Here is a 26,874-nt window from a genome sequence, read left to right on the forward strand (position 1 = left end):
GAGCGCCCTTTGGGGTTTTGCAGGATTGTCTGATGTGATGGAAAGCAAAAGGACGGAAGGGTCCAAGTACCTTCCGTCCTTTTGTGGAGAAAATTATATTTGTATTCTGTTTGGAGACTTGAATATAAATAAGAGAGAATAAATTGAATGTGGAATTTGATCTGCGATTCGGGAAAATTAGCCGAGGAACGGACGGGTGGTTTCCGCGCCCATGCGGATCACATCCTCAGCAGGCATTCTCCAGTATTCCGGACGGAACAGCTCAAGGCACGCAGGGCCGTCGTAGCCGACTGCCTGTACCGCATCAGCAACCTCCTGCACCGGAATGGCACCCAGACCGGGCATCAGACGGTGGCAGTGGTCGAGGATGCCGAGCGGCAGGTCCTCGCAGTCGTTGATGTGGAACACGAACAGCTTCTCCTTGGGAATTTTGCGGATGAAATCAACATCCGCGCACTTGTCGTGCAGGTAAACATTGATGCAGTCCACGGTCAGACCAACACTGTCGCGGTTGACGGCGTTTACGATCTCAAGCGCCTGACGAACGCTGTTGACGCACCATTTCTTGTCACCGATCGGCTCGAAGGACAGCTTGACGCCGTACGGTTCAGCAATGTCAGCGAGTTCGTTCAGCACCTTCACCGAGTCGTCGAAGATCTCCTTCTCGTTCTTGGTGCAGATCTCGTTGGTAACAGTCGGCACAACAATAATGTACGGATTGCCGATCTGCTGAGCCACCTTGCAGCCGAAGGTGAACAGCTCTACAAGCTTTTCCCACTCCTCCGGCGTGCAGAAGTTGATGTTTTCAATGGAGTTGAATGCAAACGGCTTGATATGGCTCTTTGCAAAAAACGCCTTGAGATCGTCTGTGGTGTGGGTCTTGAGATACTCCTGCAGCATATCGAGACGCAGCTCGATATAGTCATAGCCGTACTTTTCACACAGCAGCAGGTCGTTTTCAACCGTGGAATTTTCCTTGCAGGTTGCTTCGTTATATCCGAGTTTCAGCATAAGACAGTCTCCTTTACATTTCACCGCGTGCTTCACGCTCGGTGAGTTCCTTCATAATAGTGGGGTAAATCTTATCCAGCTTGTAGAACAGCAGGACGATGATGGCAACGATCCAGACCAGAATCGGACCGAACTTAAAGATAGAGGAAATCATTTGCTGGGCGGAAGTCGGCTGCATAGCACCGCCGGTAACCGAGCTGAGGAAGCCTGCGCCTTCAAGCATGGCAGTCATAACCGCACTGGTGATGCCGGTACCGATCTTAAAGCCGAGCGAGCCGCCGCCGAAGATCAGGCTTTCCTGACGCAGATGGCTCTTCCACTGACCGTACTCTACAACGTCGCCCATCATGCCGAATACCAGAGAGGTCAGCGGAGCCTGACCGAGCGAGCGGATGATGGTCATTACCAGAATCCACCGGAAGCTCATCGGGTTTACCATAATGAGTGCATGGGCGATAACAACTACGATACAGCCGGCGAGCGACAGGTTGCGCTTGTTGAATTTCTGCAGCAGTATTGGACACAGCAGCGCGCCAACGATCAGTGCGACGATCTCGGAGGTGTAAATGACGCTGTAATACCATTCATCGTTGCCGAGAACATATTTGCAGTAATACGGCAGATCGGTGCCGATGATGGTGGTATGTACGCAGGTGACGGTCCACAGAACGAGCGTTGCCCAGAAATACGGGTTGCCCAGCAGGGCTTTCAGCGCACGGGAAGCGGGAACCTTGGGCTGCTCCTGCTGCGCGGCCTCGAAATTGACGGTTTCCTTGCAGCGGACAAAGCAGATGACAAGCAGAACAAGTGCGATGGCGCACCAGATGCTCATGGTCTTGATCCAGGCGGCCTGATCGTTGCCGAACAGCTTGACGACCGGCATGGTGAAGGTTACGGCAATGATCTTGCCAATCGGAGACAGTGCCATACGCACAACGGACAGCAGGTCGCGCTCGTGCGAGGAGCGGGTCATCATGGTGGACAGGGTGCCGTAGGGCACGTTGATTGCGGTGTAGCATACGGTGGTGCACAGGTTATAAGTAACAAAAATGTACCAGAATTGAACGGTCGTGCTGCTGCTGTACGGCACACAGAACATCGCAACCGCGCACAGAACATACGGTACGCTCATCCACAAGATCCACGGACGGGCCTTGCCCCATTTGGATTTGGTCTTGCTTACGATGATGCCCATGATAACGTCGGACGAGCCATCAAAAATACGCGAGATCAGCATGACCAGACCGACGGTAACGACCGGAATACCGCAGTAATCCGTATAGAACAGGGTGAGCAGCGCGGTGATCATACCGAACACAATGTTGCAGGCGGTATCGCCTAAACCATAGGAGATACGGGTTCCCCAGCCAAGGGAGGCAGTGTTGTTCTTTTCACTCATAAGGAGCAACCCCTCTTTCTTTTCTCAAAAAACGGAAGCCGCCGCCGAGTGCGGCGGCTTGCCGAATAACTCTTTTTCTTCTCTTTTCGTGTGATATGCGGGGATAAATTACTCGATTTCGCTCAGCTTGACCGGACGGCCTTCCTTCATGGACAGGTTTGCTGCCATTGCGATCTTGACCGGCTGCAGACCGTCAAAGCCGGTAACCAGCGTGTCGGTGTCGTTCAGAACGGCATCGGTGAACGCCTTTGCCTCTGCGATGAATGCGTTGTTGTAGCGCTCGAGGAAGAACCAGGTCGGCTTTGCAACCTCGACGCCTGCGGCGGAGGAGATCATGGCGGTGTTGTTCAGATCGTTTGCAACCTGCACGCAGCCCTGGTCGCAGTGCACCTCGGTGCGCTGGTCGTAGCCGTAGTGTGCGGCACGGGAGTTGTCGATCACGCCGAGTGCGCCGTTCTCAAACTTCAGCATGACGATTGCGGTATCCACGTCGCCGTACTCCTCGTAGCCGGCGCCGGAGAGCGCTGCACCGTAAGCGGTAACCTCGGTAACCTCGCTGCCTGCCAGATAGCGGACCATGTCGAAATCGTGAATGGTCATGTCCATGAAGATACCGCCGGAAACCTTGATATAGCTCATCGGCTGGTGATCGGGATCACGGGAGGTGACCTTGATGAGATTGGGCTTGCCCAGCTTGCCGGAAGCGACCGTATCGCGGACGGCCTTGTGGTTGTGGTCAAAGCGGCGCACGAAGCCGACCTGCAGCTTAACGCCTGCCTTCTTCACCGCAGCGAGTGCTTCCTCGATCTTTGCCAGCTTGGTGTCGATCGGCTTCTCGCAGAAGATGTGCTTGCCGGTCTGCGCAGCGCGCATGATGAAGTCTGCATGCGTTGCGGTGGAGGAGCAGATGAACACGGCCTCGATGGTCGGATCGCCAAAGATCATCTCGGGATCATCGTAGCACTTCTCGATACCCATGTCCGCTGCCCATGCGCGGGTCGCATCGTTCATGAACGGATCAGCCACTGCGTAGAGGTCTGCGTTCGGCACTGCATGTGCCAGATTTTCGCCGTGCAGCTTGCCGATTCTGCCTGCACCCAGCAGACCGATTCTTACCTTGTTTGCCATTTTTTCTTGCACTCCTTTTTTACTCTGAAACCTGAATTGACGCGTTTGCTCAAAAAGCAGTATGTTAGAAGTTTTTTTCTGTGCTTCTATGATATAATAATTGCGCACAGAGAAAAACAATGTTAAAATATCGAATATAACAACGATATAAACTGCTGTTTTTGAATCATTTGCGCTTTTCTTGTGATTATTATACAAACAAAGTCCGTGAGAGCGTTATCGTGTTCTTGTGGAAAAAACAGCAGGATTTTCCGAGGGGAAGAAAGAAAATCGAGGGAAGGCTTTCGTAATCTTGCGATTCTTGGGAGGGAGCATACATGGGAAACAAGCCTTGTAAACTGAGCGGAACATTCTTCAACTGCATTTCGATCGATCGCAATTACAACAACCAGCAGTCTATACTTCCGCATATGCACGACAACCGTCTGGAGCTGTTCTATGTGTGCAGCGGACAAGGACAGTACATGGTGGATAACCGGTATTATCCGATTGGAGAGGGCGACATTGTTATCTGTAATCAGGGTGTGCTGCACGGCGAGGAACCCGATCAGGTGCGGCAGATCCGGTCGTACAGCGTCGCAATTACCGATGTCAATGTAGAAGGTCTGCCGCCCAACTGTCTGATCGCAGAAGGGGAGTGTCCGGTCGTATCGTGCGGACAGCTTGCCAGGCAGGTAGGCGAGACCATGCACCTGCTGTATCTGCTCAGCGCCGATGCGGGAAACCTGCATGCCGTGTGCTGCAGTCTGGCAGAGGCAATGCTGAATCTGACCGATTCCCTGCTCCGCAGTCGTATCCACCAGCAGGAGCAGCAGCGTGAAATGCCGTCTGTGCTGGCGCACCGCGTGCGGCGCTATCTGGATGCACACCACTGTGAGCCGATCACGCTGCGTATGGTGGCGGAGCGACTGCGCGTGAGCGAGTATTATCTGGCGCATGTGTTTAAGCAGGAGTTCGGCGTGCCGCCTATGCAGTATGTGATGAAGCGCCGGATTGGTGAGGCGCAGGGTTTTCTGATGAATACCGGCATCCCGATCGCCGAGATTGCGGACACACTCGGCTTCAGCAGTATCTGTCACTTCAACACCATGTTTAAGAAGTACACCGGCACGCCGCCCGGTAAGTTCCGGCAGTCGTTCAAGCAGAGCATCACGCACAGCGAAAAAGTAAAAAGTGAAGAAGAGGAATCGTAAAACGGAAAACACCGTGCAGAGCAGTAACGCTTGGCACGGTGTTTTTCTATCTACTTACAAATAGAAGAATGGCGCAGCCGAGAGAGAGCGGCTGCGCCGGTGAAATGGGGATGTGTGTGAAATTAGAGAGTGTGTGTGATGATCGTTTGCCGGAGCATAATTATCTTATTTATACAGCGCGGTCTGCGTAATGACCATGTTTGCAAGGATAACTACTACAGAAAAATGGTGAATAACATATTTATTCCTCCGTTATCCGTTCTTTCGCCGTTTGCGTTCGGCTTTCCTTTGATGATTCTATTGTAGTCCCTTGGACGCGGTTTTTCTTCTAACTTCTTGTATTTCATAGAGTTGAGCAAGAATCTATAATTTGACCGGCACAGACGGTCAGCATACGCGGAAAACGGCAGCAACAACCTATAAAAAGTGGTGAAAATGCAGCCTGTGAGTGAAAAATAAAGGCGGGAGAAAGATTGCGTATTTTTATAAAATATTGAGATATATGCTTTTTTGCTTGTTGTTTAGGACGGAAAATGCGAAATTCTGTAATGACAGTATGCCGCGTTTTCCGCACGATAGCGAGATATTAAAAAAACAGGTGCAAAACGCAGGCCGCAGGCGGGAGCGGCAGACACGGAAAACAATGCGGTAGGGGAGAGAAAAGTTCTGGATTCTATAATAAAATGTGAAAATGTTCGTATGTAACGTAAAAATATAAGAAAAAAGGCGATTTCTCAAGATGTTAGAAGAAAAGCAAACGCTCAAATGCTAAACTTAAATCATCAAAAGAGAACACCGCCGGGAGCGAAAAGAAAGAGCCTCGGCAGGGAAAAAGAGTAAAGCATTTGAGGAGGAAAACACAATGAGCAAAACCAGAATGACAGTCGGTCAGGCAATCGTAAAGTTCCTGAATCAGCAGTACATTGAGATGGACGGCAAAGAGGAACCCTTCGTAGATGGCATGTTCACGATCTTCGGTCACGGTATGGTAGTCGGTCTCGGTCAGGCACTGGAGGAGGATCCGGGCCACCTGAGAGTTTACCAGGGCCGCAACGAGCAGGGCATGGCACACGCCGCCATCAGCTACGCAAAGCAGCACAACCGCCGCAAGATCATCGCGTGCACCTCGTCCATCGGCGTCGGCGCAGCAAACATGGTAACTGCAGCACTGACCGCTACCATCAATAACATCCCGCTGCTGCTGTTCCCGTCCGATTACTTCGCAACCCGTCAGCCGGATCCGGTTCTCCAGCAGCTCGAGGTTCCGAACGACCTGTCCATGTCCGCTTCGGACTGCTTCAAGCCGGTTGCCAAGTACTGGGACCGCATTTCTCGTCCGGAGCAGCTGATGAGCGCGATGGTCAACGCAATGCGCGTCCTGACCGACACCGCAAACTGCGGCACCGCTGTTATCTCGCTTCCGCAGGATGTACAGGGTGAGAGCTTCGACTTCCCGGATTACTTCTTCCAGAAGCGCGTACATCACGTTGCACGCCGCGTAGCGGATGACTACGATATCGAGAAGGCAGTTGAGATGATCAAGGCTTCCAAGAAGCCGATGTTCATTGCAGGCGGCGGCGTTCGTTACTCCGAGGCCGGTCAGACCGCAATGGACTTCTGCAAGGCGTTCAACATTCCGGTTTCTCAGACACAGGCCGGCCACTCCTGCCTGCCGGATTCCTTCGAGCTGGCGGTCGGCGGCATCGGCGTAACCGGCGGTCTGGCGGCGAACGCACTGTGCAAGGACTGCGACCTCGTTATCGGTGTCGGCACTCGTTTCAATGACTTCGTAACCGGCTCTAAGTGGGTGCTGTTCCGCAACCCGGATATTAAGGTTCTGGCAATCAACACCTCCGAGTTCCACGCGGAAAAGCTGGATGCAACCCGCTGCATCGGTGACGCAAAGGTAACGCTCGAGGCTATCATGGAAAAGCTCAAGGCAGATGGATACAAGTCCGGCTACACCACCGAAATTCAGGATATCCGCAAGGTTTGGGAAGAGGAGCGTCTGCGTGTTCTGGGCGTTCAGTACAAGGGCGAAGGCTTTGGTGAAGGCAAGTTCGTGCCGTGCGTTCCCAGCTGGACCGAAAAGATCATGAACGATTTTGTTGACCAGATCGGTGGCACCATCACTGAGTCCAACGCGGTCGGCATTCTCCGCGAGGAGGCAGACGACGACGCAATCGTGGTTGCAGCAGCAGGCTCGCTGCCGGCAGACCTCGAGCGTCTGTGGGTCACCGACGCACCGAACTCCTACAACATGGAATACGGCGCATCCTGCATGGGCTATGAGATCGCAGGTGCATTCGGCGCCAAGCTGGCTGAGCCGGATAAGGAAGTTTATGCACTGGTCGGTGACGGCTCGTTCATGATGCTCAACTCCGAGATCCCGACCGCAATGCAGGAGAACGCAAAGATCACCGTTGTTGTATTCGACAACTGCGCGTTCGGCTGCATCAACAATCTGCAGATGGGCAACGGCGTTGGCTCTCTGGCGACCGAAATGCGTCACCGCAACGAGACCACCGGCAAACTGGACGGCGATTACTGCTACACCGACTTCGGCAAGAGCGGTGAAGGCTTCGGCATGAAGGCGTTCTACGCCAAGACCCCGGACGAATTCCGCAAGGCCGTTCAGGACGCCAAGAAGGAAAGTGTTTCCTGCATCATCGACGCAAAGGTTCTGCCCAAGACCATGGCTGAGGGCTACGAGTCCTGGTGGCACATCGGTGTGGCATCTACCTCCAAGTCTGACGAGGTAAAGGCTGCACGCAAGCGCATCGACGATCATCTGGCAGAAGCACGCATGTACTAATTAAACGCAGATTCAATATGAGCCGCCCGTTTTCGGACGGGCGGCTTCGCTTATATAATCTTATATAATAAGGTATCGAGCAAAGAAAAGAGGAGCAAGAATTATGAAATATACGCACAAAGCCCCCTTCGATAAGGGCTACAACGGCATGGTCTCCGCAGTCGAGAACCCGGAAATGATGGGCATGGAGTTCGGTGTTGTCAAGATGGCAGCGGGCGACGTGATGCACTTCGACTACGCGCAGGAGGTCGTTTACGACCTGATGAGCGGCAGCGTGACCTTCGAGTGGAACGGCAAGTCCGAGACCGTTACCCGCCGTGACGTGTTCCACGAGGGTGCAATCCTGCTGCACGTTCCGCAGAACACCAAAGTGACAATTTCTGCCGAAAACGACGTGGAAATCGCCGTTTCCCGCACGGAAAACAAGCGTGATTTCGCAGCTCGTCTGCTGCGTCCGGAGGACTGCCTGTGCGCGAATGAGGAGCGCGGCGCCGGTCAGATGAACGAGTGCTCGACCCGTCTGGTACGCACCTTCTTTGACCGCTCCAACTGCCCGGAAACCAACTTCTTTATCGGTGAAGTGGTACATTTCCCCGGAAAGTGGTCCTCTTATCCCCCGCATCAGCACGTTGAACCGGAGCTGTACTACTACAAGTTCCTGCCGGAAAACGGCTATGGTCTGGCAGAATATGGCGACGATGCCTTTAAGGTAAAGAACAACGACCTGACCGGCATGCCGGAAAACGTGACCCATTCTCAGGCTGCGGCTCCCGGCTACGCGGAGTATTACCTGTGGTGCATCCGCCTGCAGGACGACAAGAACATCGTGACGACCGTTGTGCCCGAGTATGAGTGGGTAACTAAGACCGACGCGAAGTATTTTCCGGATATTTAAGGCGGTGAAATAACATGAAAGCCTTCAAAATCGTACCTTCTATTGCGGAATACGTCGATTTTCGCACGCTGGCGAAGGAATTAAGCCTCGGCGCGAAAGACCTGATTCTGACAAATGAATATATTTACAATCCGACAATCGCGGCGCTGAATCTCGGCTGCCACACCTGTTTTCAGGAAAAGTTCGGCGGCGGTGAGCCGACCGACGTCATGGTTGACGCCATCCTCGACGACCTGCGCGGCAAGGAGTTTGACCGCATTATCGCGGTCGGCGGTGGCACAGTAATCGACATCGCAAAGGTGCTGACCGTTGCCAAGTCCACCGACCGTGTGGATGATCTGTACGACCGCATGGCAAACCTCGAGAAGGAGCATGAGCTGATCATCGTGCCGACTACCTGTGGCACCGGCTCTGAGGTTACCAACATTTCCATCATCAACCGTACAACTAAGGGCGTCAAGGTTGGTCTGGTGTCTCCGGCGATGTTTGCGGACGAAGCGGCGCTCGTGCCGGGCATGCTGCTCAGCCTGCCGTATCCGGTTTTTGCAACTTCTTCCATTGACGCCATGGTCCACGCGGTCGAAAGCTACCTTTCTCCGAACGCCTGCGCACTGAGCGAGCTGTTCTCCGAAAAGGCGCTGCACCTGATCCTGTCCTGCTGGAAGGACGCGGTAGCAAGCGGCGGCAAGGATGCGTGGAAGAAGCATGCACTTGAGTTCCTGCGCGCCTCCAACTATGCAGGCATCGCGTTTGGTCACGCGGGCTGTGCGGCTGTTCACGCGATGGCATATCCGCTCGGCGGCGTACACCACATTCCGCACGGTCAGGCAAATCAGCTGATGTTCGCGGACGTAATGCGCAAGTATCAGGAAAAGAAGCCCATCGGCAAGTTGAATCAGCTGGAAGAACTTCTGAGCGCAGAACTGGATGTTGAACCGGTATTTGCACTCGAAAATCTGTACGAATTGATGGACGAGGTACTGAAAAAGGATCCCCTGCACGAACACGGGGTAACCGCTGATGAGCTGCCGGTCTTTGCAAAGAATGTCATCGAAACCCAGCAGCGCCTGCTCGGCAACAACTATGTGGAGCTGACCGAGGACGACCTGCTCGACATCTACCGCAAGGCATTTTGAGCGCGGGAGGGACGAGAAATGGATTGGAGAGCATACTATAAAGAGCACACGATGACGCCTGAGCAGGCGGTTGGTGTGATCCATGACGGCGACCGCGTTGTGTTCGGTCACGCAGTTGGCGAACCCATTGTATTCCAGCGCACAATGGCGCGAATGGCAGAGCAGTTCCATAACGTGGAAGTTGCACACATGGTGTACCTTGGCTCGGGCGAGTATCTGCAGCCGGGCATGGAAAGTCATTTCCGCCACAACGCGTTGTTTGTCGGCGGTCCGGCCCGAAAGCCGATCGCGGAAAACCGTGCAGACTACACCCCAGCGTTTTTCTCGGACGTGCCGCGCATGTTCCGCGACAACACGCTGCCGGTTGATGTTTTTGCGTTTACCTGCTCGCCTCCGGACGAGCGCGGCTATGTATCGCTCGGTCTGTCCTGCGACTACGGCGCACAGGCGGTCAAATCCGCGAAAACGGTCATTGCCGAGGTCAACCCGAACATGCCGCGCACCTATGGCGAGAGCTTCGTTCATGTATCCGAGATTGACGGCTTCCTGTGCTCGTGGGAGCCGCTGCCGGAGTCCGCGCCGCCGAAAATCGGTGAGGAAGACCGTGCAATCGGCAAATATATCGCTGAACTCGTGCGTGATGGTGACTGCCTGCAGCTAGGCATCGGTGCGGTACCGGATGCGGTCTGCTCGTTCCTCGGCGACAAGCACGACCTTGGTCTGCATACCGAGATGATTTCGGACGGCGTGCTGCCGCTGCTTGAAAATGGAAACATCAACGGTAAGCGCAAGCAGCGCGACGTCGGAAAGGTGAGCGTAACCTTCCTGATGGGCACGCGCAAGCTGTATGATTTTGTGGATAACAACCCAATTATCAACATGCTTCCGGTGGATGTTTGCAACAATCCGGCGGTTATCGCGGAGAACGACAACGTGGTTTCCATTAACTCGTGCGTTGAGGTGGATCTGCAGGGTCAGGTCTGCGCCGAGGCAATCGGTCTGCGCCAGATTTCCGGTATTGGCGGCCAGATGGACTTTGTGCGCGGCGCAAACTTGTCCAAGGGCGGTCGCTCCATCATTGCGCTGCACTCGACCACCAAGGACGAGTCTGCGTCTAAGATTGTTACAACCATCACCACCGGCGGTCCGGTTACCACCAGCCGCTGCGATGTCAATTACATTGTCACCGAGTACGGCGTGGCGCAGCTTCGCGGTCAAACGCTCCGCGAGCGCGCAAAGCGTCTGATTGCTATCGCACACCCGAAATTCCGAGAAGAACTTGCCGAGGAATTCGAGAAGCGCTTCGGTGAAAAACTCAAGGTGTAACCAATTAAAATTCAACGTACAGCAGGAGGTCATAACGATGAAAAAGACATTCTCGCGTTTTCAAATCATCTATATTCATGTGATTTTGCTGCTGCTGATCGTGCTCTCCGGCTGCTGTGTTTACCTCACACATCTGCTCATGGGCGTATAAATTCTGTGGATATGCGCCGAGAAACCGAACTTTTCCATTACAAAGACTATTCCCTTCATGTCTCCTCAAATATGTTATATAAATCGGTGAATCGGCGCTTTTTCCTATTGAAAAGAAAAAGGACAAGGAAGATGATATCATGATGACAAAAGACCAGTACATCGAATCCCTGCGAAAGCTGCACCTCAATCTGTACAGCTTCGGCAAGAAGGTCGAGAACGTAGTGGACAACCCGATCGTTCGTCCGTCGCTCAACTCGTTTGCGGCAACGTACGAGCTGGCAGAGGACCCGCAGTACGAAGATCTGATGACGGCAACGTCCAATCTGACCGGCAAAAAGGTAAATCGTTTTACCCATCTGCACCAGTCCACCGACGACCTCATTAAAAAGGTAAAAATGCAGCGTCTGCTCGGTCAGAAGACCGCAGCGTGCTTCCAGCGCTGTGTCGGCATGGATGCAGCAAATGCGGTTTATTCGACTACGTTCGAGACCGATGAAGCGTGCGGCACCAAGTACCACGAGAATTTTGTCAAGTTCTGGACCGATGTACAGAATAACGACTGGGGTGTTGACGGCGCCATGACCGACGTCAAGGGCGACCGCGGACTGTCCCCGTCCAAGCAGGCGGATCCCGACCTGTTCCTGCACGTTGTAGAGCGTACGGCAGACGGTGTTTACGTTACCGGCGCGAAGGCGCACCAAACCGGCTATCTGAACAGCCACTACGTTCTCGTCATGCCGACCATTTCCATGCGTGAAGGCGACGAGGACTACGCGATTTCCTTCGCGTGTCCGACCGATGCGGAAGGCATCACCCTGATTCTGGGCCGCCAGTCCTGCGACACGCGCAAGACCGAGGAATACAACGACATTGATGTCGGCAACAAGGTTTACGGCGGTCACGAGGTTCTGGTTATTTTCGACCGCGTGTTCATTCCGAACGACATGATCTTCCTCAACGGCGAGACCCAGTTTGCAGGCATGATGGTAGAGCGCTTTGCAGGCTATCACCGTCAGTCCTATGGCGGCTGCAAGGTTGGTGTAGGCGATGTGCTCATCGGCGCTACCGCACTGGCAGGTGAGATGGCTGGCTCTGCAAAGGCTTCTCATGTTAAGGATAAGCTGATCGAGATGACCCACCTGAACGAAACCCTGTACTGCTGCGGCATTGCGTGCTCGTCTCAGGGCACCAAGACCAAGAGCGGCAACTACCTCATTGATCTGCTTCTGGCGAACGTCTGCAAGCAGAACGTCACCCGCTTCCCGTATGAGATCGCTCGTCTGGCACAGGATCTGGCCGGCGGCATCATGGTTACTCAGCCGTCCGAGGCAGATTACCGCAACCCGGCAACCCACGATTACATCGAGAAGTACCTCAAGGGTGTGGCTTCTGTCCCGACCGAGGACCGTATGCGTCTGCTGCGCCTGATCGAGAACATGACCATGGGCACCGCTGCTGTCGGCTACCTGCCCGAGTCCATGCACGGCGCAGGCTCGCCGCAGGCACAGCGCATTATGATCGCTCGTCAGTCCAACATGGAAATGAAGAAGGAACTGGCGAAGAAGATCGCGCGCATTGGCTAAAACATAAAGTAAATTCTGTGAGAACTGCTGCATAAGGAAGGTCTGACGGTTCCATGTCAAAATGGAGTATGTCTAACCGGCAGACCGATACGAAAGCGGCAATATCACCGATAAAAACTAACAAGACCCGTCCTTTTTATTGCGGAAGGGCGGGTTTTGTTCTGCAAACCGTAATTTCAAGGAGGAAAGCAATGGATAAGCAAAAACTGCACGAGCTGCGTGTGTTTGCGGCGGAAATCCGTCTGGAAACGCTCAAGGTGATCGCGTCGCGCGGCTTCGGCCATGTGGGCGGCTCGATGTCGATGGCGGATGCTATGGCGGTGCTGTATGGCGAGGTTATGCATATCGACCCGAAGAATCCCCGCTGGGAGGACCGCGACTGGTTCGTTCTGTCCAAGGGACACGGCGGCCCGGTCATGTATGCGACGCTCGGTCTCAAGGGATATTACCCGATGGAGAGCGCGTACACGCTCAACCAGCCGAACACGAATTTCCCGTCGCATACCGACCGCAGCAAGACCATCGGCGTTGACCTGACGACCGGTTCGCTCGGTCAGGGCATGAGCGAAGCCATCGGCGCGGCGCTCGGCAATCGTGCGCAGAATCGTCCGAGCCGTGTTTACGTTGCCGTAGGCGACGGCGAGTGTGACGAGGGCCAGATCTGGGAAGGCGCGCAGTTTGCAGCGCACTACAAGCTGGATAACCTCGTTTGTCTCGTGGACAACAACGGCCGCCAGCTGGACGGCGCGGTTGCCGACGTTATGAGTCACGGCAAGGGTATCGGCGCCAAGTTTGACGCATTCGGCTGGAATGTTATTGACGTAGCCGACGGCAACGATGTTGAGCAGATCTATAACGCGCTCGAGCAGGCGAAGGCGTGCAAGGGCAAGCCGACCTGCCTGATTTTGAACACCGTAAAGGGCAAGGGCGCAACCTTTGCCGAGCCGTCCGGCGCACATTCTTCTCAGCCGACCAAGGAGCAGTGGGATGAAGCGATCGCCGCATCCGAAGCCGCTCTGACTGCAGTGAAAAACGAAAAGTAAGGGAGGGGAACACAATGAGTTTTACTTTGATCGGCAAGCATGAAAAGGACAGCCGCGCCAACCGCGACGGCTATGTAGAAGCCATGCTCGAAATGATGGCGGAAAACCCTAAGCTGATGCACGTTGACTGCGACCTGATGGGCTGCATCAACACCGGAAAGCTGCTGAAGGCGTTCCCGGCCCAGACCTTTAACGCAGGCATCGCGGAGCAGAACGCCATGGGCGTTGCCTCCGGCATGGCCGCCACCGGCCTGACCGTATTCGCGCACTCGTTCGGCTGCTTTGCTGCCCGCCGCATGTTCGATCAGGCATTTCTGGCAGCAGGCTACTCTGAACTGCCGGTGCATGTGATCGGTTCCGACCCGGGTGTCTGCGCAGCGTTCAACGGCGCAACCCACATGCCGTTTGAGGACTGTGCGCTGTACATGAACATCCCGAACGCGGTCGTTATCGACTCGTGCGACTTTGCACAGACCAAGGCACTGACCAGGAAGCTGGCAGCCTGCGGCAGTCCGTCCTACATGCGCCTGATCCGCAAGGGCTTCACCACCGTGTATGCGGACGGCTCTGATTTTGAGATCGGCAAGGGTGTTACGCTGCGCGACGGCAAGGACGTAACCATTATTGCCTCCGGCATTCTGGTAGACGAGGCACTCAAGGCAGAGGAGCAGCTGGCAGCAAAGGGTATTTCCGCTCGCGTGATCGACATGCACACCTGGAAGCCGCTTGACGAGGAGCTGGTGCTCCGTGCGGCTGCAGAGACCGGCTGCATCGTCACAGCGGAGAACCATCAGGTCGGCACCGGTCTCGGCTCTGCCATTACCAACCTGACGAGCACAAAGAATCCGGTTCCGGTGGAGCGCATCGGCATCCAGAACCGCTTCGGTCAGGTAGGCCCGCAGGATTTCCTTATGCAGCAGTATAACCTCACTGCAGAGGATATTGCGGCGGCAGCTCTGCGTGCCATTGCCCGCAAGCAGGGATAATTACAGAAAAGCTCCCGTTGGAACGGTTGATCGGTTCCGGCGGGAGCTTTTCTGCGCGAAGCAGCGGACACGCGTTGAGGAAGAAATGCATAATTTTTGCTTGAAAAGATTGGTGAGAAGTGAGATTGCTTTTCTGACGGAACAGGGATAGAATTATAAGTACAAGTTACGCAAACGTTTGCGAGAAAGAAAACGGAATGCATGACCACACGAATCTGTTGCACGGGGAGGAGGAATGAGATTTCGCTGCAGAATCGAGAAAGAAACAAAATTTTAAGAAAGAGGGTCCGAGATACATGAAAAAACGCATACTCAGTTTGGCACTGTCTGCTGCAATGGCTTTGACGATGCTCCCGACGGGAGCCTTTGCTGCCAGCGACAAGGGAAAGCCGCCGGTATATAATAAGGCAACAGGCTGCTATGAAATCTCTACCCCGGACCAGCTGCTCTATCTGTCCGGCAGCTGGAGGGACGGCGCTCCCCGCGATGGACATTATGTTTTGACTGCCGATATTGATATGACCGGCGTCAAAGGATTTAAGCCGATTGCTTCCAAAAAGGATCAGGGCTTTACCGGCACATTTGACGGTCAGTTCCATGCGATCAAGGGACTGCGCGTAGAATATGAAAAGAAATATGCCGGTCTGTTCGGCTATGTCGGCAATCAGGACGATCAGGCGTATATCAAGGATGTTGCGCTGCTCGACTGCTACGTTACCGGTCAGCAGAACGTCGGCGCGCTGGCAGGCGTCAACTACGGTACGATTACCGGCTGTGTTGTCACCGGTGAGGTTAAGTGCCTGGATCTGTCCAACTCGCACACCGCAGGCGGTATCTGCGGCAAGCTGAAGGAGGGCGAAGGCCCGATCGTCGGTCATGTTGAGGACTGCTACGTCAACGCAGACGTTTCCGCTCCGTATGATGCGGGCGGCGTTGCCGGCATTCAGGACGGCGGCGGCTATCTGGCACGCTGCTTTGCAGCTGGTACGGTCGATACCATCGCAAAGAGCGGCACGGTAGGTCATGCGGGCGGTATTGCAGGCTCGTTCAACGCCGGTGAAACGCTCAAGGACAGCGTTTCTGCACAGACCGTTATCAACGGCGTTGCGGACGTGGATAAGATCGTCGGTCAGCTCGACGACGAGGCAGCTACCAACATCACCGGCAATATTGCATGGGAGGGCACGCTGCTGTCCGGCAACGAGCCGACCGAGCAGCCGATTAAGTGGGAGGATGTTTCCGCCGCAAAAATGCAGGATAAGTCCACCTATGAAGCACTCGGCTGGGATATGAGCAAGGTTTGGGACTGGAGTGCCTCCGGCAAGCAGCCTGTTCTGCGCGGCTATGATGCCTCTATCTTCCCGGCAGTGGATTACACCGTCAGCGGCACGCGCATCATCTCCCGCGCGCTGAACACCGCACCGCATAAAGGCAAGGCCGAGGTCTCTGCCCGCATCGTCACCAGCGACAAGGTACAGAGCGCGACACTGTACTACGGCTATGATTCTTCCAAGGTCGATACCGCTGTTGCCATGAAGGAATCGAATGGCACCTACACCGCTTCTCTGCCGACTGATAAGACCGGCGATATGTTCTACTATATCGAGGTTAAGACCAACAAGGAAACCGTAACCAAGCCGTACACCAAGTCCGAGCCGATCGTGCTGAATATTGATGACGGCAAGGTAAAGGGAGAACCCGATCAGATCACCATTACACCGGATACCAAACAGGGCGGCCTGCGCTTCAGCTGGCTGACTGACCCCGCTGTCACCAAGACCGTTATCCAGTACAAGGTCAAGGGCACTTCCAAGTGGGAGAGCAAGTCCGGCACCTCTTATGTAGAATCCGTAACCGCAGGCTATAAGGAAAAAGCCGCACATCGTGTGGAAATCACCGGTCTGAAACCGTCTGCCGAGTATGTATACCGCGTAGGCGACGGCGGCAGCTTCATGAGCGAGGAAAAGTCGTTCACCGCACCGAAGTCCGCAGAGGATAAGAGCTTTAAGGTGATTTTCTACTCGGACCCGCAGTCGGAATCTGTTGAAAACTACATGAGCTTCAAGGACTCCATCGACCAGGCACTCAAGATCTGTCCGAAACCGGATCTGATGATCTCCGCAGGCGACACCACCCAGAACGGCTATAAGTCCACCGAATGGGAGGCATGCTTTGAAGTTATGGGCGATTACTATGCCAAGTATCCGACCGTTACCGTTGCAGGCAACCACGAGATGAAGGGCGACTGGAATTTCGTATCGTTCGCACAGCGCTTCAATATGTCGGGCGCAAAGACCGGCTATCCGCAGTTTGACCGCACGATGGGCTACTTCGAATATGGCGATGCTATCTTCGTTATCCTGAACGGCGAAGTCACTCCGGCGGATCAGAAGGCAGAGATCATGAAGAAAGAGCTGCAGTGGTGCAAGAGCGTGCTGGATGCTTCCGACAAGAAATGGCGCATCGTTATGACGCACGCAGGCCCGTATACCTCCAACCACGATCCGCTGGATGTACGCGACTATTACATCAACGACAGCGAGTATTCGCTCGACGCCATGGGCGTTGACCTGTTCCTCAACGGCCATGACCATATCTATATCCGTTCTACCGTGAAGAACGACATCAAAGTCAACACCGGCGACGGCACGACCTATCTGACCGGCGGCACGGTCGGCAACAAGTTCTACGAGTACATTCCGGCTCGTTCGGACTACTCCACCGACTTCTACGTCGATGAAGAGGATAAGCAGGTATTCTCTATCATCGAGTTCAGCGAGGATTCCATCAAGGGCACCGCTTACCAGAAGCAGGATGCGGACAACTGGAACAGCTTCAAGGCAGTGGACAGCTACGAGATCCGCAACACCCTGCGCGAAGGCAAATCCGTTACCGATTATACCGACGTTCCGGCGAACGCATGGTACTACAAGGCGGCGGATTACGTCACCAAGAACGGTCTGCTCTCCGGCGATAAGGCGTATACGTTCGGCGCGAGCAAGGCACTGACCCGCGCACAGGTCGCACAGGCACTGTACAATCTGGCAGGCCAGCCCAAGACCAAGCTGACTGACAGCTTCAGCGATGTTCCGGTAACGCATCAGGCTCGCACCGCGATTGCATGGGCAGAAAAGACCGGTATCATGCAGGGTGTCGGCGGCGGCAAATTCTCGCCCGACCGCAGTGTGACCCGTCAGGAGGCGGCAACGCTTCTGACCCGTCAGCGCAAGCTGAGCGGTGAGGATACCGCGGCAGACAGCAGCATCGTCAAGCAGTTTACCGACGGCAGCACGATTGCCGACTGGGCAGCAGCAGGCGTAGCCTACTGTGCAAAGACCGGTCTGGTGCAGGGCAAGCCGGGCAAGGTATTTGCGCCGAAGTCTACCATCACCCGTGCGGAGATGGCGACCATCATGCAGCGCATTGCAGCATGATCCTTTGAAAGATAAACCATAAACGGGGGCGCAGCCGGCGGCTGTCGCTGCCCGGAACAGAAAAAACTCCGCAAGCGTTTTCGCTTGCGGAGTTTGTGTTTTCTGAGGAGCAGCTTACTTGCGGCTGGTGCGGTGTGCAGTGAACAGCTTAGTGGTGCCGGGATCGCAGGACAACTCAAACATAGCGGTGTTCATCAGAAACTTGGAAAAATTCTTACGCATTACAATTACCTCAATTCAGTCTTGTTTTTTTTACTGATGATATTCTACCAGATTACTTTGTGCAAAACAAGCGCAAACGTATACGGAATATACAATGAAATAAAAATACTTTTATGCAGAATGAACAATAGAAAAGGCAAACTGCATGAAACAAGAAGAATAAAAGGTGAAATACAAACGGAAAACGTTTGCGGTGCACCGGGGATAAAGCGTGATGTACGACAAAAAAGCTGCTGTTGCGTTGGGGCAACAGCAGCTTTTACATGGTATCGTTTTGTCTCAATCCTCGGTGCATTCGGGACGGATGATGGTATAGTTGCCCGAACGCAGCAGATCTGCAAGACCGAAGCTGTCTTCGGGGAGGGTGTCGGACAGAATACCGGTCGTACCCTGATCGCCGGGACGGTGGCAGTCCGAGCCGGCCGTCATGATGAGATGATGCTCCTTGGCATAGGCCAGCGCAAGATCGTTATGGCTGTCATGGCGGGGGTTGAGGTTGAGCACCTCGACGCCGTCCAGATATTCCGCCGGAGCGGGGGTGCATTTTTGGCGGAACGGGTGTGCCTGCACGAGCAGTGCGCCGTCTGCGCGGTATTGCGGGGCAAAGGCCGCCAGACCCTCGCGCATGACGCGATCCGGATCGGCCAGCAGGGCATCGTGAAAGCCGTACAGCAGGTAATCGTTGTCCGATTCGTCAAAACGCAGTTCAGCACCCGCATACACGCGGATATTGTATTTTTCGGACACTTTTTTCAGCCGGTGATAGCCCTGCAGGAAGGCCTGCGTTTTACTGCCGGGGGTGGTCAGATCAATTTCGGCATAGTCGAAGCATTCGCGGTTGTAGTGGTCGGTGACGCAGATCGCGTCATAGCCGCACGCGGTATAATACTTCATAATGGCCTCTGCGCCAAGCCAGCCGCAGCGGGAGATGTAGGTGGTATGCAGATGGGTTTCAATGCGGTACATAAGATCCTCCTTTTGGTGTATGAGAATGCCGCAGAATCCTGCGGCATTCTCAATCAGCAGCGCTGCGGTTGACCTGTTGGTGTATTGTGTGTGATAAAAGGGTTAAGAGAGAAAGGCGGTCGGTGCGCAGTGCTGTGGATTTATTTTTTTGATGCGCGGCATGAGCTGCGCGAAACCAGTGTCGGACGGATCATGCGGTGCGTGAACTCGTCCTGCTCATCCGAATCAATGATGCGCGTGAGCAGATCAACGGTGGCTTCTGCAAGAAGCTGCTTGCGCTGATCGACGGTGGAAAGCTCGATCTTTGGCAGTGCGGAATAAATGATGTTGTCAAAGCCGAGCAGGGAAATATCATCGGGGACAGAGATGCCGTATTCGTCTGCTGCCTGCAATACGCCGAGCGCCATGGAATCGGTCGAGGCGAAGATCGCAGTGGCGGAACAGCCGTTTGCGAACAGCTCCCGGCTGAGTGCACAGCCGATGTCGATCGAGGAGCAACCATGCGGATTGTCGATGACCTGCGGGGTGATACCTGCTTTTTCCAGTGTTTCGGTAAAGCCGCGCAGACGAAGCTGGTGCGTCAGGCTGTTGGGGCGGTTGCCCAGATAGACAATGTCACGGTGGCCAAGCTCCAGCAGATGCTCTGCTGCCAGACGGCCGCCTGCCAGATTATCAATGCAGACCGAGTTGACCTCATCGCCGCTGACGAGTGCCGGCGTTCCGAGCAGAACGGCAGGCAGTCGGGGAGCGAAATTCTGGATCATGGTTCCTGCATCCTGCTGTGAGCTGGCAAGGATGATGCCGTCAACCTGATGACTGATCAGGAAACCGAACAGATCTTCGGTCACTTTGGTGTCATTCTGCCCATTGCACAGGATCACGTTGTAGCCGAGGCTGCGTGCGTGCGTTTCGATGCCGAGAGAGAGTTCGGCATAGAACGGATTGGTCACCTCGGGAACGATCAGGCCGATGACGTTGGTTTTATTGCAGATCAGACTGCGTGCGAGTGCATTGACACGGTAGCCCTCCCGTCGGCAGATTTCCAGGATCCGCTGGCGGGTTTGCTCGCTCAGTTCAGGCGAATTGCTGAGTGCGCGGGAGACGGTAGAAGTCGAAACACCGGCAATGCGGGCGATATCTTTGATGGTAATGTGCTGTCGCATAGATGCCGCTTCCTTCCCATAGTAGTTTTAATAAGAATATAATACCGTATTTGCCGGGGAAAGACAAGGATAACGGCAGAAGGCGGGAAAAATATCAGATATGTTCCGGGTGCCGAAGCGGTTCCGGATGGACTCAGGCGTAAAATTCCTTGATATAGTCGAGGACAGCCTGTTCGGGACCCTGCAGCGGACCGGGGGTTTCCATTTTGAGCGAAACGGCTGCGGTAGCGAACAGCAGCGCGTCCGGGATGGAAACGCCCATCATGCGCTTGGCAAGATAAGCACCGAAGGTGGTATCACCGCGTCCGGTACGGCCGGACAGATTGCGTGCCTTGACCGGGCAGGTATAATAGTCCTTGCCGTCATAGACCAGCATTTCGCTGTTGTGCGAGATCAGGATCTCCTTTGCGCCCCATTCATAAAGCTGCTTGGCAGCAGCGCGGCGGTCGGTCAGACCGGTGAGGATCTCGGCTTCTGCCGCATCGGTTTTGAGAAAATCAAAATAGGGGAGATAGGTCAGCTTGTCTTTCCAGTCGTGGAAGTTCATCAGGCCGTTTTCGTTGTGTCGGAGAAATCCCTGAATATCTGCGGATACCTTGCCTTTTTTGGAAAGCGCGGGGATCAGCTCGTTGGGGAAATCGCCGTACAGCAGACCGGCCAGATGATACAGGCCGCAGTCCACATCGGGGATCTGATCGGGAGTGATGGCATCCGACTGTGCCAGGCATTCGGCCTTGCGGCGTTCACGGTCGGCGGTGAAGTAGGTGTTTTGCATCAGGGTGGTGCATTGGGCGGGCAGCACGGCGATATGGTCGCCGTCCAGATGAAATGCATCCAGTACATCGGTATCGTCCGGATGGATCTTGACTGAAGCGAAAAGGTTTGCGGAAGCGGCTGCGGCAGCGTATGCACAGAAGAATACAGCGCCGCCGATTTCGCGGACTTCCTGACCGGTATAGTCGATATTGATGTCCCGCGTGGCGGGTCCGATCAGCATAAGATCATATTTCATACGAATCCTTCTTTCTCATTTCTACGGAAACGTTTGCGTTGATTACAGTATACGGGAATATGGAGAGAAAAGCAACTGTGCATAATTAACGAAAACACCTGGATGTAAATTGTGAATATCATAAAACTTTGATAGGAGAATGTGATTTTTTATTGACATAGCCGGGAGATAGTGGTACGGTTGAATCAGGAAATGAAAACGTTTGCGTAAAACGCGATGCAAATGAAAATGCAGGAGTAAAGAAAAAAGGGAAGAGAGAGGAGTTGTTATGATACAAGCTGTTTTCTTCGATATTGGAGGAACCGTACATACACAGGACGCTACCCCGGAGAGTGACCGCGATTATATCCGCCGACTGTGGTGCTTCCTTCATATGAATCATATTTACACAGCAGAAACGCCGGAGCAGCTTCTGGAGCACATCAATGCAGGCGCCAAAGCATACAAGTCCTATACCGAACAGGAACTGATCGAGCTGCCGCCGGATGTGATCTGGCAGAAGTTCTTCCTGAAGGACTTTGACATTCCGGCAGAAAAGCTTGCGGGACTGGGCGAGGAGCTCTGCTACATGTTCGACCGATACCGCAAGCACATCGTCAAACGCGAGGGGCTGAAGGAAACGCTGGAGGCTCTCAGGCAGCGCGGGTATCGGCTGGGTGTAATCTCCAACATTATGAGCACGACCTTCGTACCGCGCATTCTGGAGGAACACGGCATAGCGCAGTATTTTGAAACGATTACGATGAGCAGTGTCTGCGGTATCCGCAAGCCGCGGCCGGAGATTTTCGAGATCGCGCTGAACGAAATGAGAATCGGGAAAGAACAGGCGGCCTACGTCGGAGATACCATCTCCCGCGATGTGCGCGGCGTGCGGAACGCCGGATGGCCGCTGATGATTCAGATCGATAACCCTCGCATTTATCACAAGGACGAAAAGTACCGCGGCATGGGGTATGAGCCGGATGTCAAGATCGGCTCGCTGCCCGAAGTGGTGACCGCGGTGGAACAATACAATCGGAATTTGAAGGAGGGGCAAAACTGAAATGAAACCAAAAGATCAGAACTACTCCAAATCCAGAAGATTAAAGAACCAGATCAAGGCGGTTGTCACCAACCCATATAACCTGATCGTGCTGATCGCGATCGTGCTGCTGACCTACTTGATCGTTCTTCCTCTGCTGGATATGATTTCGACCTCGTTTACGCTGGCACAGAAGGATGCACGACTGGCGGGCGGCACAGCGGGATCGTTCACATTGTATTACTGGCAGCGCCTGCTCGGCAGCGCACTGACCAAGCAGATGCTGCTCCAGCCGCTGTTCAATTCTCTGCTGATCGGTGTCTGCGTATCGTTCTTCGCCATCCTGATCGGATCGGTTCTTGCATGGCTGATGGTCCGCACGGATCTTCCCTTCAAGCCGTTCTTCTCGCTGGCGGTTATCATTCCTTATATGATCCCGAGCTGGTGTAAATCGCAGGCATGGCTGACCATGTTCAAGACCGAACGCATCGGCGGTTCGCCAGGCTTCCTGATGAGTCTCGGCATCAATGTTCCCGACTGGCTGGCATACGGCCCGGTCGCGATCATCACCGTGCTTTCGCTTCATTATTACGCATATGCGTATCTGCTGGTTTCCGCAGCACTGAACTCCATCAACTCCGAGCTGGAGGAGATGGGCGAGATCCAGGGTGCCGGCAAGGCGACCATTCTCCGCAAGATCACCTTCCCGCTGGTACTGCCGGCTATGCTTTCCGCCGTTATCCTGACCTTCTCCAAGGCGATCGGCACCTTCGGCGTTATCAACTACTTGGGCTCTAAGGTCAATTTCGTGACCCTGTCCAGCCAGCTGTACATGAACAGCAAGTCCCAGAATACCCAGACCGCGTTTGCCATGGCACTCATCATGATCTGCATCGCTTCGATCTCGGTAGTCGTCAACCAGAAGCTGATCGGCTCGCGCAAGTCCTACGCCACCATCGGCGGCAAGGGCGGCCGTTCCACCCCGATCCGTCTGGGCAAGCATAAGCTGCTGATCACGGCCGTGCTGTTCCTGTTCTTTGTTTTCGGCATCATTATGCCGATCGCACTGCTGATCCTCGAGTCCTTTATGCTCCGGCAGGGCGACTACTCGCTGTCCAACCTGACGCTGCACTACTGGATCGGCGATCCGATCGCAACGGTAATGGAAGGCCAGCCGGGTATCTTCAAGAATGCTAACTTTATCAATTCGCTGATCAATTCCCTCAAGCTGACGTTTGTAAACGGTGTATTCGGCACCATCTTCGGTCAGATCATCGGTTATATCTGCGCCAAGGGCCGCGGCAAGCTGCACGGCAAGGTCGTAGAGCAGTTGGTATTCATTCCGTATCTGATCCCGTCCATCGCATTCGGCGGTATCTTCCTGTCGATGTTCTCCACTCCGCAGCAGCTGTTCGGCGTAACACTGGTTCCGTCCCTGTACGGCACGTTCGCCCTGCTGACCATCACCTCTGTTGTAAAGCATCTGCCGTTCGCTTCCCGCGCCGGCACCTCCAATATGCTGCAGATCGGCGGCGAGCTGGAGGAAGCAGCCGAGATTGCAGGCGCAGGCTTCTTCAAGCGCTTTATTCGTATTGTATTCCCGCTTTCCAAGGGCGGCTTCATTTCGGGCTTCATGCTGATCTTCGTTTCCATTATGAAGGAACTCGATCTGATCATCCTGCTGATGACCCCGAAAACCTCCACGCTGCCGTATTTGGCATTCCAGTATCAGAACAGTAACTCTCCGCAGGCTTCTGACTGCGTGGCAATCGTCATGTTCTCCATCGTATTCCTGGTATACGCACTGGCGAATATCTTTGGCGACGCAGATCTGGCGAAGAGCATGGGCGGTTGATCCGCATGGTATAACCGGAAAAAAGGAGTTTGGAAAATGAGCAAAATTGAACTGAAGCATATTGATAAATTCTACGGTAAGAACCACATTCTGAAGGATGTAAACCTCACGATTGAAGACGGTGACTTTATGACGCTGCTCGGCCCGTCCGGCTGCGGCAAAACCACCACGCTGCGTGTAGTATCCGGCTTGGAGAAGCCGCAGAACGGCACCATTCACATGGACGGCAAGGAAATCGTAAACGCTGCGGAGGCTCATTTCGCGCCTCCGAGCGAACGTGACCTTAACCTGGTATTCCAGTCCTACGCATTGTGGCCGCATATGACGGTGCGCGAGAACATCGCGTTCGGTCTGAATATCCAGAAGCTGCCCAAGGATGAGGTAGATCGCCGCATCAAGGATGCCCTTGGGAGAATGCAGATCGGCCAGTATGTAGACCGTTACCCGTCCGAGTTGTCCGGCGGCCAGCAGCAGCGTGTTGCAATCGCCCGCGCTATCGCTTCCGAGCCGCATCTGCTGCTGATGGATGAGCCGCTGTCCAACCTGGATGCAAAGCTCCGCGTGGATATGCGCAGCGAGCTTAAGCGTCTGCACACCGAAACCGGCACGACGATGATCTACGTTACCCACGATCAGGTCGAGGCGCTGACCATGTCCACCAAGATCGCGATTTTCCGCGAAGGTATCATCATTCAGGTGGCACCTCCGCTGGAGCTGTACAACAACCCCGCAAACCTGTACGTTGCGGACTTCATCGGCAACCCGCGCATCAACTTTGTTGACGGCAAGGCAGAGGTTTCCGCTTCCGGTCTGACAGTAAACAGCGTGCTGGGCCGGATGACATTCCCGACCGATCATCTCAAGGACGAGAATATGCCGCGGGAAGCATCGTTCGATGCAGTGCTCGGCATTCGTCCGGAGCAGGTTACCATCAACACCTCGCGTCAGTCCCCGTCCGACATCGAAGCGCATATCTACACCTCGATGCCTGCCGGCTCCGAGACTCTGGTCACCGTCAAGGTCGGCGGCGTGAGCATGGTCATCAAGGCACTCGGCATTACGCATTACAGCCCGGATCAGGTGGTTTATCTGTCGATCGACACCACCAAGATCAACGTATTTGATAAGAAAACCGAAAACCTCATCAAGTATTCGGTTGAATAAGCACCATACCATCAATGCACACTTTCACAAGAAACGAAGAGAGGAAACTGAAGGAGGAAAAACAAATGTTACAGCACAAGCGCACTTTAGCAGGTATTCTGGCAGCAACGATGATGTTCTCGCTGACCGCGTGCGGCGGAGGCGGAGCGACGACGGATCCGGGCAGCGATGCTGCACAGGATCCGAATGAGGCAGCGGCAGCGGGCACGCTCCAACTGAGCGAGTGGGAAGAGTCCTCCGGTATCTTCAACACGGATGAGACCGATGAGGAACTGTACGAGAAGGCGAAGGAAGAGGGCAAGGTAACCATCTATTCGATTTCCTCCCGTATCACCAAGGTCGCCAATGCCTTTATGGAGAAGTATCCCGGCGTTGAAGTAGAGCCGTTCGATATTTCCACCAACGAGCTGCTGGAAAAGGTTACCCGTGAGTATGATGCCGGTCAGCACGTTGCCGATGTGGTGCATATCAAGGATCAGGACGGTACGCTGTACAACGAGTATATTCTGCCGCGCAAGTTCTATAACTACAAGCCGGCAGATATCCTGTCGCACATTGATGAAAAGTACACCAAGACGCAGACCCCGATGTATGTCGAGCTGACGCAGCTGTTCTACAACAGTGAAGCTTATCCGGACGGTTCTCCGGTGACGAATATCTGGCAGCTGACCGAGCCGGACTGGAAGGGCCGTGTCATGATGCAGAACCCGCTGGATAATCTGGCATGGGGCTCCTGGATCACCGGTTTCTGCGTAGGCGATGTTCCGGATGAGCTGGCTGCTTCCTACAAGGAGCTGTACGGTAAAGAGCTGACGCTGTCCGACGGCTGCGAGAACGCAGGCTATGAGTTCCTCAAGCGTCTGCATGACAACGAACCCATCTTCACCTCTTCTTCTGACGAGATCGCGGAAGCTGTAGGTACCAAGGGTCAGACCAATCCGCCGATTGGCTTCTGCGCTTCCTCCAAGCTGCGTAAGAATGAGGATAACAACTGGTGCCTCGCTCCGGTAAACCTCGAGCCGACCACTGGTATCCCGCAGATCAACACCCTGTATGTTGTCGGCGAGTGCGAGCATCCGAATGCTGCCAAGCTGCTGGTCCGCTTCATGATGGGCGGCGCAGACGGTGATGTATCCGGCTACAAGTACTTCAATACGCTGGGCGGCTGGCCGGTACGCGATGATATCGAACCGGCTGAGGGTTCCACCCCGTACAGCGAGCTGCATGTTTCTGATTTCAACGTTACCGATATCTATGAGAACATCAACCCGGTTCGTGATTTCTGGACGCTGCTCGGCTAAGACGTAATCAAAAGAGAAAACGATACGGACGCGGGAGGGGGGAAAAACCGGCGCGGGGGGGGAAAAAA

Annotated in this window: 19 protein-coding genes; 13 read left to right on the forward strand and 6 right to left on the reverse strand. The window is 54.4% G+C overall.

Annotated elements, in window-relative coordinates; all coding sequences use genetic code 11:
- Window positions 1-177 precede the first annotated feature (177 nt).
- The 3 genes from DWZ82_RS04270 to iolG all read right to left on the reverse strand — a co-directional run bounded on the left by DWZ82_RS04270 (window position 178) and on the right by iolG (window position 3,538).
- On the reverse strand, window positions 178-1,011 hold the full coding sequence (locus DWZ82_RS04270) for a sugar phosphate isomerase/epimerase family protein (protein ID WP_243022881.1): 834 nt from the start codon (window positions 1,009-1,011) through the stop codon (window positions 178-180).
- A gap of 13 nt (window positions 1,012-1,024) precedes the next feature.
- A complete protein-coding gene (locus DWZ82_RS04275) occupies window positions 1,025-2,410 on the reverse strand; it encodes an MFS transporter (RefSeq protein WP_118479022.1) in 1,386 nt (461 codons plus the stop codon).
- A gap of 108 nt (window positions 2,411-2,518) precedes the next feature.
- Entirely contained in the window at window positions 2,519-3,538 is a 1,020-nt protein-coding gene (gene iolG / locus DWZ82_RS04280) for an inositol 2-dehydrogenase (RefSeq protein WP_118479024.1), read from the reverse strand.
- Between the two features lie 317 nt (window positions 3,539-3,855).
- Here iolG and DWZ82_RS04285 point away from each other — a divergent pair, with 317 nt between their 5' ends.
- The 9 genes from DWZ82_RS04285 (at window position 3,856) to DWZ82_RS04325 (ending at window position 18,102) form a co-directional block, all read left to right on the forward strand.
- Window positions 3,856-4,731 (forward strand): AraC family transcriptional regulator, encoded by an 876-nt coding sequence (locus DWZ82_RS04285; RefSeq protein WP_118479026.1) that lies wholly within the window; start codon window positions 3,856-3,858, stop codon window positions 4,729-4,731.
- An 862-nt stretch (window positions 4,732-5,593) separates the two neighbouring features.
- The gene (gene iolD, locus DWZ82_RS04290) at window positions 5,594-7,546 is read left to right on the forward strand and encodes a 3D-(3,5/4)-trihydroxycyclohexane-1,2-dione acylhydrolase (decyclizing) (RefSeq protein ID WP_118479028.1); all 1,953 of its coding nucleotides are present in this window, start codon (window positions 5,594-5,596) and stop codon (window positions 7,544-7,546) included.
- A 103-nt stretch (window positions 7,547-7,649) separates the two neighbouring features.
- Window positions 7,650-8,441, forward strand: a complete 792-nt coding sequence (locus DWZ82_RS04295; RefSeq protein WP_118479030.1) for a 5-deoxy-glucuronate isomerase — start codon at window positions 7,650-7,652, stop codon at window positions 8,439-8,441.
- A 14-nt stretch (window positions 8,442-8,455) separates the two neighbouring features.
- Window positions 8,456-9,577 (forward strand): 4-hydroxybutyrate dehydrogenase, encoded by a 1,122-nt coding sequence (locus tag DWZ82_RS04300; RefSeq protein ID WP_118479032.1) that lies wholly within the window; start codon window positions 8,456-8,458, stop codon window positions 9,575-9,577.
- A gap of 18 nt (window positions 9,578-9,595) precedes the next feature.
- Window positions 9,596-10,903, forward strand: coding sequence for an acetyl-CoA hydrolase/transferase family protein (locus tag DWZ82_RS04305; protein ID WP_118360749.1), 1,308 nt, complete (start codon window positions 9,596-9,598; stop codon window positions 10,901-10,903).
- Between the two features lie 290 nt (window positions 10,904-11,193).
- On the forward strand, window positions 11,194-12,639 hold the full coding sequence (locus DWZ82_RS04310) for a 4-hydroxyphenylacetate 3-hydroxylase family protein (protein WP_118479034.1): 1,446 nt from the start codon (window positions 11,194-11,196) through the stop codon (window positions 12,637-12,639).
- 191 nt (window positions 12,640-12,830) lie between these two features.
- A complete protein-coding gene (locus DWZ82_RS04315; protein WP_118479036.1) occupies window positions 12,831-13,682 on the forward strand; it encodes a transketolase in 852 nt (283 codons plus the stop codon).
- A 14-nt stretch (window positions 13,683-13,696) separates the two neighbouring features.
- A complete protein-coding gene (locus tag DWZ82_RS04320) occupies window positions 13,697-14,668 on the forward strand; it encodes a transketolase family protein (RefSeq protein ID WP_118479038.1) in 972 nt (323 codons plus the stop codon).
- A gap of 296 nt (window positions 14,669-14,964) precedes the next feature.
- Window positions 14,965-18,102, forward strand: coding sequence for an S-layer homology domain-containing protein (locus DWZ82_RS04325; RefSeq protein ID WP_118479040.1), 3,138 nt, complete (start codon window positions 14,965-14,967; stop codon window positions 18,100-18,102).
- 501 nt (window positions 18,103-18,603) lie between these two features.
- Here DWZ82_RS04325 and DWZ82_RS04330 read toward each other — a convergent pair.
- The 3 genes from DWZ82_RS04330 to DWZ82_RS04340 all read right to left on the reverse strand — a co-directional run bounded on the left by DWZ82_RS04330 (window position 18,604) and on the right by DWZ82_RS04340 (window position 21,465).
- On the reverse strand, window positions 18,604-19,290 hold the full coding sequence (locus DWZ82_RS04330; RefSeq protein WP_118479042.1) for a PHP domain-containing protein: 687 nt from the start codon (window positions 19,288-19,290) through the stop codon (window positions 18,604-18,606).
- A 140-nt stretch (window positions 19,291-19,430) separates the two neighbouring features.
- Window positions 19,431-20,453: a LacI family DNA-binding transcriptional regulator gene (locus tag DWZ82_RS04335; RefSeq protein WP_118479044.1), complete on the reverse strand. Its 1,023-nt coding sequence runs from the start codon at window positions 20,451-20,453 to the stop codon at window positions 19,431-19,433.
- Between the two features lie 133 nt (window positions 20,454-20,586).
- Window positions 20,587-21,465, reverse strand: a complete 879-nt coding sequence (locus DWZ82_RS04340) for a PfkB family carbohydrate kinase (RefSeq protein WP_242994829.1) — start codon at window positions 21,463-21,465, stop codon at window positions 20,587-20,589.
- Window positions 21,466-21,733: 268 nt separating this feature from the next.
- Between DWZ82_RS04340 and DWZ82_RS04345 the strand changes: the two genes are divergently transcribed.
- The 4 genes from DWZ82_RS04345 (at window position 21,734) to DWZ82_RS04360 (ending at window position 26,806) form a co-directional block, all read left to right on the forward strand.
- The gene (locus DWZ82_RS04345; protein WP_117751213.1) at window positions 21,734-22,507 is read left to right on the forward strand and encodes an HAD family hydrolase; all 774 of its coding nucleotides are present in this window, start codon (window positions 21,734-21,736) and stop codon (window positions 22,505-22,507) included.
- A gap of 1 nt (window position 22,508) precedes the next feature.
- Window positions 22,509-24,341 carry an ABC transporter permease gene (locus DWZ82_RS04350; protein WP_118479046.1) on the forward strand — a complete coding sequence of 611 codons (1,833 nt, stop codon included), beginning with the start codon at window positions 22,509-22,511 and terminating at the stop codon, window positions 24,339-24,341.
- 36 nt (window positions 24,342-24,377) lie between these two features.
- A complete protein-coding gene (locus DWZ82_RS04355) occupies window positions 24,378-25,505 on the forward strand; it encodes an ABC transporter ATP-binding protein (protein ID WP_117751212.1) in 1,128 nt (375 codons plus the stop codon).
- A gap of 65 nt (window positions 25,506-25,570) precedes the next feature.
- On the forward strand, window positions 25,571-26,806 hold the full coding sequence (locus DWZ82_RS04360) for an ABC transporter substrate-binding protein (RefSeq protein ID WP_117751211.1): 1,236 nt from the start codon (window positions 25,571-25,573) through the stop codon (window positions 26,804-26,806).
- The last annotated feature ends 68 nt before the right edge of the window (window positions 26,807-26,874 follow it).

Origin of the sequence: Butyricicoccus sp. AF35-5AC, assembly GCF_003477715.1 — a bacterium.
Taxonomy (GTDB): Bacteria; Bacillota; Clostridia; order Oscillospirales; family Butyricicoccaceae; genus Agathobaculum; species Agathobaculum butyriciproducens.